General features: G+C 66.9%; 8 protein-coding genes and 1 tRNA gene. 6 read left to right on the top strand and 3 right to left on the bottom strand.

Annotated elements, in window-relative coordinates; translation table 11 throughout:
* From AAC023_RS12600 to tsaD, 3 genes are all read right to left on the bottom strand, one after another.
* Window positions 1-257, bottom strand: a 257-nt coding sequence (locus tag AAC023_RS12600; protein ID WP_339741547.1) for a YciI family protein, incomplete at its 3' end; no start/stop codon positions are given.
* Window positions 257-1,258, bottom strand: a complete 1,002-nt coding sequence (locus AAC023_RS12595; RefSeq protein ID WP_339741546.1) for an NAD(P)H-dependent glycerol-3-phosphate dehydrogenase — start codon at window positions 1,256-1,258, stop codon at window positions 257-259. The genes AAC023_RS12600 and AAC023_RS12595, both read right to left, overlap by 1 nt.
* The gene (tsaD, locus tag AAC023_RS12590) at window positions 1,255-2,388 is read right to left on the bottom strand and encodes a tRNA (adenosine(37)-N6)-threonylcarbamoyltransferase complex transferase subunit TsaD (RefSeq protein ID WP_339741545.1); all 1,134 of its coding nucleotides are present in this window, start codon (window positions 2,386-2,388) and stop codon (window positions 1,255-1,257) included. The genes AAC023_RS12595 and tsaD overlap by 4 nt, the downstream gene beginning before the upstream one ends.
* A gap of 57 nt (window positions 2,389-2,445) precedes the next feature.
* Between tsaD and hemC the strand changes: the two genes are divergently transcribed.
* The 6 genes from hemC to AAC023_RS12560 all read left to right on the top strand — a co-directional run bounded on the left by hemC (window position 2,446) and on the right by AAC023_RS12560 (window position 7,751).
* Entirely contained in the window at window positions 2,446-3,390 is a 945-nt protein-coding gene (gene hemC / locus AAC023_RS12585; RefSeq protein WP_339741544.1) for a hydroxymethylbilane synthase, read from the top strand.
* Window positions 3,387-4,124 (top strand): uroporphyrinogen-III synthase, encoded by a 738-nt coding sequence (locus tag AAC023_RS12580; protein WP_339741543.1) that lies wholly within the window; start codon window positions 3,387-3,389, stop codon window positions 4,122-4,124. Before hemC ends, AAC023_RS12580 begins: the two co-directional genes overlap by 4 nt.
* Before the next feature lie 33 nt (window positions 4,125-4,157).
* Complete coding sequence (locus AAC023_RS12575) at window positions 4,158-5,483, top strand: hypothetical protein (protein ID WP_339741542.1); 1,326 nt, start codon at window positions 4,158-4,160, stop codon at window positions 5,481-5,483.
* Entirely contained in the window at window positions 5,480-6,934 is a 1,455-nt protein-coding gene (locus AAC023_RS12570) for a heme biosynthesis HemY N-terminal domain-containing protein (RefSeq protein WP_339741541.1), read from the top strand. Before AAC023_RS12575 ends, AAC023_RS12570 begins: the two co-directional genes overlap by 4 nt.
* Window positions 6,931-7,572 carry a uridine kinase gene (gene udk, locus AAC023_RS12565; RefSeq protein WP_339741540.1) on the top strand — a complete coding sequence of 214 codons (642 nt, stop codon included), beginning with the start codon at window positions 6,931-6,933 and terminating at the stop codon, window positions 7,570-7,572. The genes AAC023_RS12570 and udk overlap by 4 nt, the downstream gene beginning before the upstream one ends.
* Before the next feature lie 103 nt (window positions 7,573-7,675).
* Window positions 7,676-7,751, top strand: a tRNA-Thr gene (locus tag AAC023_RS12560).
* The last annotated feature ends 2 nt before the right edge of the window (window positions 7,752-7,753 follow it).

The raw sequence follows: 7,753 nt of genomic DNA, 5'->3' as shown, positions 1-7,753 counted from the left end.
TAGGGCGCCGCCTCGACCGACTGGAACAGGCCGGCGAGGGCATAGGGATCGGTGGCCAGCCAGGCATCGAGCGCGGCGCGGCTCTCCATCTCGACGATCAGTAGCGAGCCGGCCGGTTTGTCGTCACTGCCGAGCCAGGGGCCGGCGGCCTTGATGGCGGGGCCGGCGGCGGTCAGCCAGTCGAGATGGGCCGGGCGGCTGGCGAGGCGGATATCGAGGGCACCGGGTTTGTCGGTGGCGTGGACCATGAAAAGCATCAGGCGGATTCCAGCGTGAAGGGGCGGGCGAGCAGGGCTTCGATGGCGTTTTCGACGCTGGTGCGGCCGGCGAGAATATCGTCGACGGCTTCGCAGATCGGCATCTCGACGCCGCGTCGTTTCGCCAGCGCAACGACGGCCGGCGCGCTGGCCACGCCTTCGGTGACCGAGCGGCGGCTGCCGAGAATATCGTCCAGATGCACGCCGCGCCCCAGCGCCAGGCCGCAGGACATATTGCGCGATTGCGGCGAGGAACAGGTCAGCACCAGATCGCCCAGACCACACAGGCCGGCGAGGGTTTCGCGTTTCGCGCCGAGCGCCAGCGCCAGCCGCGTCATCTCGGCGAAACCGCGCGCGATCAGGGCCGCATGCGCCGATTTGCCCAGGCCGCGCCCCTCGACAATGCCGCAACCGATCGCCAGCACATTCTTCACCGCGCCGCCGATTTCCGCGCCGGTCAGATCGGTCGCGAGATAGGGGCGGAAGCGCGGCGTGCCGAGCGCCTCGATCAGGGCCGCGCCGGTTTTCTCGTCCTTGCAGGCCAGGGTCACGGCCGTCGGCAGGCCCTGGGCGGTATCGATGGCAAAGCTCGGGCCCGACAGGACGGCGGGGATGGCGGACGGAATGGTCTCGGCCAGCACCTGGGTCATCATCGACAGGCTCGATTGCTCAATCCCCTTGGCGCAGAGGATGATCGGCAGGCCGCGCCGGGCGAAGGGGGCGAATTTTTCCAGCGTGCCGCGCAAATGCTGCGCCGGCGCCACCGCCAGCACCGCGTCGCAGACATCGAGATCGGCCATCGCCGTGACCGCCGCGATATTCGGCTCCAGCGCCACGCCGGGCAGGAAGATCGTGTTCTCATGCTTGTTATTGATCACATCGGCGACATCCTGCTCGAAGGACCAGATCAATACATCGCGGCCGGCCTTGGCCGCCGTCTGCGCCAGCGCCGTGCCCCAGGCCCCGGCCCCGATCACGCCAATCGTCTGAAAATCTGTCACGCCTTTGGTCCTTTTCGTCCCGAGCCGATCACGGGGTCCAATCTGGCCGAGAGTGCGTCCAAAGGCCAGCGCGCCCGTGCGGGCGCATCGAGGCCATCGATTTCACCGCGCGCGAGATGTTCCAGACCGGCCAGCGCGATCATTGCCGCATTATCGGTGCACCAGCGCATCGGCGGTGCGATCAGGCGGAAGCCTTCCTCGCGCGCCGCCGCCTCGAGCATTTTTCGCACCGTCTGATTGGCCGCGACACCGCCGGCGACGACAAAAGGCAATGGACGGTCAGCTTGCGGGTAGCCAGCGGCAAACTCGCGCATGGCCCGCCGTGACCTTGCAGCAAGGGTATGGGCGATCGCCGTCTGCACGGACGCCGCAAGGTCGGCGCGGTCCTGATCGGAGGGATTTTCGAGACTGTCCCAGATCTGACGCGCCGCCGTTTTCAGCCCGGCAAAGGAAAAATCACAACCGGGACGGCCCTTTAGCGGATTGGGCAGGTCGAAGCGTTTGGCATTGCCACTGGCGGCACAGCGTTCCAGCGCCGGACCACCGGGAAAACCCAGCCCCATCACCTTCGCCGTCTTGTCAAACGCCTCCCCGGCCGCATCATCCAGGGTCGATCCCAGACGCCGGTAGATCCCGAAATCTTCCACACAAATCAATTGCGTATGCCCGCCAGACACCAGCAGGAGCAGATAGGGGAAGTCGAGATTTTCACTCAGCCGCGGCGACAGCGCATGGCCTTCCAGATGATTGACCGCAATCAAGGGCTTGCCCGACCCCAGCGCCATCCCCTTCGCCGTCATCAAAGCTGCCATGACCCCGCCGATAAGTCCCGGTCCGGAGGTCGCGGCAATGCCGTCAATCTCAGCCAGTGTCAGCCCCGCCTCCTGCAAGGCCTGTTCGGCCAGCCCTGACATGGCTTCCGCATGCGCCCGCGCGGCAATCTCCGGCACGACGCCGCCAAATGGCGCATGGGCTTCGGTCTGGCCGAGGATAAGGTCGGACAAGACCTCGATCTCGCCTGTGGCGGATCGGCGCAGCACGGCCGCTGCCGTCTCGTCACAGCTTGATTCAAGCCCGAGCACGGTCAGTGTGCCGTCTTGCGCTAAGGGGGATGGCGAGGCTAAGTCCATGTCTGTTCGATAACCTCACCGCCGGGATCCCGCAACGTGCCGCTACCGTCCAAGCCCATGCCCATCGCCACCCGGCGCTCCCCCCTCGCCCTTGTCCAGGCCCGCGACGTCCAGGCGCGACTGGCCCGGCTGCACGGTGTCGAGGACGAGATGCGCGATACCGTCTTCCCGATCCTCGGCCTGCTGAGCACCGGCGACCAGATCCAGGACCGCGCCCTGATCGAGGCCGGCGGAAAGGGCCTGTTCACGAAGGAAATCGACGAGGCCCTGCTCGAGCGCCGCGCCGCCTTTGCCGTGCACTCGATGAAGGATGTCCAGACCGAATTGCCAGACGACATTGAGCTGGGCGCGATTCTCGAACGCGAGGATGCCCGCGACATGCTGCTGGCCCGCGGCGGCGAAACCCGGCTCGCGGATCTGCCGCAGGGCGTTGTCATCGGCACGGCCAGCCTGCGCCGCCAGGCCCAGGCTCTGTATCAGCGGCCCGACCTTTCTGTCGTGGTGCTGCGCGGCAATGTCGATACCCGGCTGGGCCGGCTCGCCTCCGGTGAGATCTATGCCACATTCCTCGCCCGCGCCGGCCTCAACCGGCTCGGCCGCAAGGAGGCTCAAGCCGAACCCCTGGCCCTGTCGGAAATGCTTCCCGCTGCCGCCCAGGGCGCTGTCGGCGTAGCGATTCGCAGCGATGATGACCGCGCCCGCGAACTGCTAATACCGCTCAACCACCGCGAAACCGAACTCACCACCCTGGCCGAACGCGCCTTCCTGGCAAGGCTTGACGGCTCCTGCCGCACCCCGATCGCGGCGCATGTGAATATCGAATCAATGGACTTCACCGGCGAAGTTTTGACTCCTGATGGCCAGGTCCGCTGGCGAAAACAGATGCGATTCGACATGAAAACAGCCACCAGAACGAGCGCTATTGCCGCCGGCCAGTCATTGGGTCAGGCGGTCAGGGATGCGGCCGGCGACCAACTCGCCGCGGCGCTGGCCAACGCATGACCGTGTTGGTCACACGTGGCTGGCCTGGAGCCGGGCGCACCGCAGAGGGTCTGCGGGCGCGCGGTATTGACCCGATCATGGCGCCCGTGCTGGACATTAGTTTCCGCGCCCGGATTGATGTTGATCTGTCCGATGTCCAGGCCCTGGCCTTTACCAGCAGCAATGGTGTCCGGGCCTGGGGCCCGCGGCGGCCGGAGCGCGATTTCCCGGTTTTCGCTGTCGGCGGCAGCACCGCCTCCGACGCCCGCAAGCTCGGCTTCCGCAAGGTGTATTCCGCCGATGGCGATGTGCATGATCTGGCTGCCCTCATCAAACGCAAGCTGAAGCCTGAAGCCGGCACAATTCTGCACGTGCGCGGCATCCAGGTGGCCGGCAATCTTTCCGGCGAGCTGAAGGCGGCCGGTTTCCGGGTCCGCGATGCGATCGGCTATGGCGCAGTTGCCGTCGACGCCCTGCGCGAGGACGCGATTGCGGCCATCCTGTGCGGCGCCCCGGTTTCCGTACTGATCCATTCGGCCCGCGGCGCCAAGACTTTCCTCGATCTGGCGCGAAAATTCGGATTGCAGGCCTGGCTGAAGTCGGTGACCGCCTATGGCATCAGCGCCAATGCCTTGAAGCCACTGGAAAACGCCGGCTTTGCCAAGCTTGTCACCGCGGCGCAGCCGAATGAGGACGCCCTGCTCGACCTGCTGGTTCATCCCATGGAACTGGCGCCGCTGGGCGACGCATCATAAGGTGCGAGAAACCTAGCTGAATCGCGTATTGAGATGGCCGATCCCAAGCAGACTCCCGATCCCGAACCTGTCGATGCCGAGTTCGAACCCGCCCGGGACCTTCCCGACCCGGACCGCGAAGGCACCAGACGCAGGGGCGTGGGCGGCGCCACCGTCACCGTCCTCTTCCTGATCGCCACACTGGCAGGTGGCGGCCTCGGTTTTGCCGGCGCACGCTATTGGCCCGCCGCCAGCACCAGCGATACAGCCGCAGCCAGCGAACGCGCGGCCCTGACCCAATCCATGACCGCGCTTGAAGACCGGCTCACCGCGATAGAGGCCGAGAGCCCGGCGCTGACGGCCGAGGCAGCACTGGCGCAACCGGTGGCGGCGATCAATGCCCGGCTCGACGCGATCGAATCGGCCCCCACCAGGGCCAGCGCGGAGCTGGCCGCAGTCGAAGCGCGGCTGGCGGCACTCGAAAGCGCGGTGCCAGCCGGTGACACCACCACTGCCGTCACCGCCGCACTGGAAACCGTTACCGCGCGCATCGAGACCGCCGAGCGCGACCTGGCCAATCTCGGCCTGCTGGTCCAACAGGCGGCCGACACGTCGGCGTCCGGCAGCCAGAGCAGCGTCGATCCGCTCCTGTTGCAAAACCTTTCCGACCGTCTCGCCGAGCTGGAAGCCGCGCAAGACGTCGCCACTGGCCCGGTCGATCCCGTCGCTGATCCGCAAACCGCCATTCTCGCCGGCCGGATCGAACAGCTCGAGACCGCGCTGAATGAAACCCGCGCCCTGGCCGAGGCGGCCCGCTCGACAGCCGAGGCCGCCGCAGACAGCGCTGCGACCCGGCCGGCATCCTCCGATACCGGCCAGGCATCACGCCAGCTGGCAGCCCGCGCCCTGGCGCTCAGCGCCCTGCGCGATATTGCCGGCACCCATCAGGGCTTTGAGGCCGAACGTGCAGCCCTGGCCCAACTCTGGCGCGGCAATGCCGATCTGGCTGCCATGGCCGCTTACGCCCGCGCCGGTGTGCCCACCCTGGACGACCTCACCGCTGACTACCCCGGCGACGCAATTCGCGATGCGGCCGGACCGGGGCGGATTTTCTTCGGTCTGATCGAAGTGCGCCAGGCCAATCCGGGCAGTGCCGATACCGGTGCCATGGCGATCTCGGCCCTGGCGGAAAACCGGCTCGCCCTGCGCGATCTGGAGGGCGCGGTCGCGCTGACCGAACGGCTGGACGAGACCTCGCTGCCCGCAGCCCGGGACTGGCTCATCGGTGCCCAGGCCCGGCTCGACCTCGACAGGCGCCTGCTGTCGCTGCGCCAGGCATTGACCGAAGCGGCTGCGGCCCAGGGAGATGATCCGTCATGATCCGTCTGATTATTGTCGTCATCATCATTATCCTGACGACCGCGCTGGGTGCCTTCCTGGCGCTCAATCCGGGCCATGCCAGTTTCGAATTCCTCGGCACACAGATGGAGATGCCCTTCGTCGTCGCCGCCGGCGCGTTGATCCTGTTCTCCTTTTTGATGCTGGTGACATGGTGGGGCATCTACATGTTGTGGACCTCGCCGGACAAGGTGAAGTCCTTCCTCTCACGCCGCCGGCGGGAACAGGGCTATGACGCGCTCGAACGCGCCCTGATCGCCTCCGCCGCCGGTGATGGCGAAGCGGCCGTACGCCAGGCGGCGCGCGCGGACGCCCTGCTCGACCGTCCTGCACTGTCGCGCCTGCTCGCCGCCCGCGCCGCCGAGGCGGCCGGTCATCCCGAACGCGCCGAAACCCAGTATGAGGCCCTGCTCGAGGATCCGCGCACCCGCGTCGTCGCGCGCCGCGGCCTGACCCAGCTGGCGCATGATCGCGGCGATCTGGAAGCCACCGCCGAACATGCCGCCGACGCCTTCGACAAGGCCAAGGGCGCTCGCTGGGCCTTCGATGCCCTGTTCGAGGCGCAAGTCGCCCAGGGGCGCTGGGATGCGGCACTGGAGACACTCGGCGAGGGCGACCGGCGCAAACATATCGCCCTGGATGTCTCGAAGCGTCGCCGTGCTGTCCTGCTGACTGCGTCGGCCCTGGCCAGCGAGACAAGCGACTCAGACCATGCCCGCGATCTGGCCGAGGCGGCCTGCCGGGCTGCGCCGGGCTTCGCGCCCGCGGCCAATCTCGCCTCGCGTCTGCTGAACGCCGCCCGCAAATACAAGAAAGCATCGGACGTGCTCGAGTCGAGCTGGACCCTGGCGCCACACCCGGCGATCGCCCGTGCCTATCGCGACCTGCGCAAGTCGGACACCAAGGTGAAGCGCCTGGAACGTCTCAAGGGCATCGCCGCGCTGCAACCCGAGCATCGCGAGAGCAAGCTGGTGCTGATCGATGTCGCGCTGGAAGACAATGATGCCGCGACGGCACGCACCCTGATCACGCCGCTGATCGCGGATGGCCCGCCAAGCTCGCGCCTGTGCGCCCTGGCCGCCCGGCTGGCCCGGCTGGAAGGCGAGGATGAGCAGGCGCGCCGCTGGATGGCGCGCGCCGCCCACGCCTCGACCGAGGCCGACTGGTCAGACATGGACCCGGATGGCAACGCCTTCCCCTATACCGCGGACGACTGGAAGCGGATGGTCTATATCTATGGCGATGAAGGCCGGCTGATCCATCCGCGCTATGAGCGTTATGAGCGCAATGTCGAGGCTGTGCCGGAAACGGCTTTGCTCGAGGCACCGCCCAAGCGCAGCCCCGCCAGGCCGGCCGCCTATTTCGAGGCCCCGCGCCCGCCGGACGATCCCGGCATTGATGAGGATGACGAGGATTCGGGGCGCGCCCGATGAGCCGGAGGCCCTTCCTCCTCGCCGTCGTGGGCGGTTCGGCCTCGGGCAAGACACGCCTGGCCCACGCCCTTGCCGATCATTTTTCCGGCCATGATGCCTATGTCATTCCGGAGGATGATTATTACGTCGATGCCGGTCATCAGCCCGGCTTTATCGCCTCGGATTTCAATTTCGACGAGCCCGCCGCCAAGGACCATGCCCTGCTGGCCAGCCATCTCGCCGCCCTGCGCGAGGGCCAGCCCGTCGAGGCGCCGCAATATGACTTCACCACACATTGCCGCCGCACACAGACCATTGAACGCGCACCGGCCGGCGTGCTGATCGTCGAAGGCCTGCATTTGCTGGCCAGCCCGGAACTGGCGGCCCAGTTCGACCTCACCATTTTCGTCGATGCCTGTGACACCACGCGCCTGACCCGGCGCATCCAGCGCGATGTCGCCGAGCGCGGCCGCAGCGAGGCTTTCGTCAAACAGCAATTCGATGAAATCGTGCGGCCAATGCATGCGCTGCATGTCGAGCCCCAGCGCGAGGCTGCCGATCTGGTGGTGGAAAACATGGGCGCACCGGATTTCGACGCGCTGGCCAGACCTGTCGTTGACCGGATCGGCCTGCGGGAAGCCAGCCGCCAGAAAGTCTGACGCCCGTCTGAGCCGGGCACTGCACAGGGACTTGCCCGCTTGCCCGTTCAAAGCTAGTTTCCGCCGCCTCGCGCCAGACAACCGGCCGGGAGACCAATGGTAAGCCGCATTAGCTCAGCTGGTAGAGCAACGCATTCGTAATGCGTAGGTCAGGTGTTCGAGTCACCTATGCGGCACCACC

Source organism: uncultured Maricaulis sp. (genome assembly GCF_963976135.1).
In the GTDB taxonomy this organism is placed as follows: Bacteria; Pseudomonadota; Alphaproteobacteria; order Caulobacterales; family Maricaulaceae; genus Maricaulis.
This window is presented reverse-complemented; position numbering and strand designations above follow the sequence as displayed.